Origin of the sequence: Dietzia sp. DQ11-44, assembly GCF_014145205.1 — a bacterium.
Taxonomy (GTDB): domain Bacteria; phylum Actinomycetota; class Actinomycetes; order Mycobacteriales; family Mycobacteriaceae; genus Dietzia; species Dietzia natronolimnaea.
Genome location: NZ_JAALEC010000308.1, coordinates 1 through 1,389 on the forward strand (window position 1 = coordinate 1; position 1,389 = coordinate 1,389).

Below are 1,389 nucleotides of genomic sequence, written 5' to 3' on the forward strand. Positions count from 1 at the left end.
CCGGCGGCGCGCCAGTCGTCGGCGGGCATGCAGTTGCGGCCGTCCAGCATGATCCGCCCGCGCGCCACCGCCGTCACGGCCGCCGGGTCCAACTCGAGGAACTCGGCCCACTCGGTGGCCACCAGCACCACGTCCGCACCCTCACACGCCTCGATCGCCGAGTCGGCGTACGCGAGCGTCGGGAACAGGGCCCGCGCGTTGTCCAGCGCCTGCGGGTCGTACACCACCGCCTGCGCCCCCTTGAGGGACAGCATCCCGGCCACGTTCAACGCCGGGGAGTCGCGCACGTCATCGGAGTCCGGCTTGAACGCCGCCCCCAGCACCGCGATCGTCTTGCCGATCAGCATCCCCCCGCACGCCTCGGTCGCCAGATCGACCATCCGCTCCCGGCGCCGCATGTTGATCGAGTCGACCTCCCGCAGGAACGACATCGCCTGATCGGCACCCAACTCCCCGGCGCGGGCCATGAACGCCCGGATGTCCTTGGGCAGGCACCCCCCACCGAAGCCCAGACCGGCACCCAGGAAGCGCCGACCGATCCGCGGATCCATCCCGATCGCGTCCGCCAACACCGTCACATCCGCGCCCGCCGCCTCACACACCTCCGACACCGCGTTGATGAAGCTGATCTTGGTCGCCAGGAACGCGTTCGCGCTGACCTTGACCAACTCGGCGGTCGCCAGGTCCGTCACGATCACCGGACACGGGTCCGAGTCCAGGATCGGCGCGTACGCCCCGCGCACCGTCTCCTCGACCGGCCCACCCGGCTCACGCACCCCGATCACGATCCGATCCGGCGTGAGCGTGTCGGCCACCGCGAAACCCTCCCGCAGGAACTCCGGGTTCCACGCCACCTCGACGTGCACCCCGGCGGGGGCGTGCCAGTCGGCGATCTCCTGCAACCGCGCCGCCGTCCCCACCGGCACCGTCGACTTGCCCACCAGCACCGCATCCGCGGTCAACAGCGGCGCCAACCGGGCCACCACGTCCTCCACATACGAGGTGTCGGCCGCGAACTCCCCCTTGCGCTGCGGGGTACCCACCCCGATGAAGTGCAGGTCCGCGAACTCCGCGGCCTCGGCATAATCCGTGGTGAACCGCACCCGACCGGCCTCCACCTGCCGCCTCAGGATCTCCGGCAACCCCGGCTCGTAGAACGGCACCTCACCGGCCCGCAGGCGCTCGATCTTCGCCTCGTCCACATCCACACCCAGCACCTCGTGACCCAACTCGGCCATACAGGCGGCATGGGTGGTCCCCAGATACCCGGTCCCGAACACGGTCATACGCATAGCGCAGTTCTACCGTCCCCGGACGACCTCCCGGGAACACCGGGGTGAACGCGGGACGAGCGTACTGTGGCCGGGCCCGGGTCGCCGACGGGCCCGG

1 protein-coding gene is annotated in these 1,389 nt (G+C 70.7%); it reads right to left on the reverse strand.

Going from position 1 to position 1,389, the window contains the following annotated elements:
- Positions 1-1,292: UDP-glucose/GDP-mannose dehydrogenase family protein (locus G6018_RS08510; protein ID WP_182639377.1), on the reverse strand; the 1,292-nt coding region annotated here is incomplete at its 3' end.
- Positions 1,293-1,389: the final 97 nt, after the last annotated feature.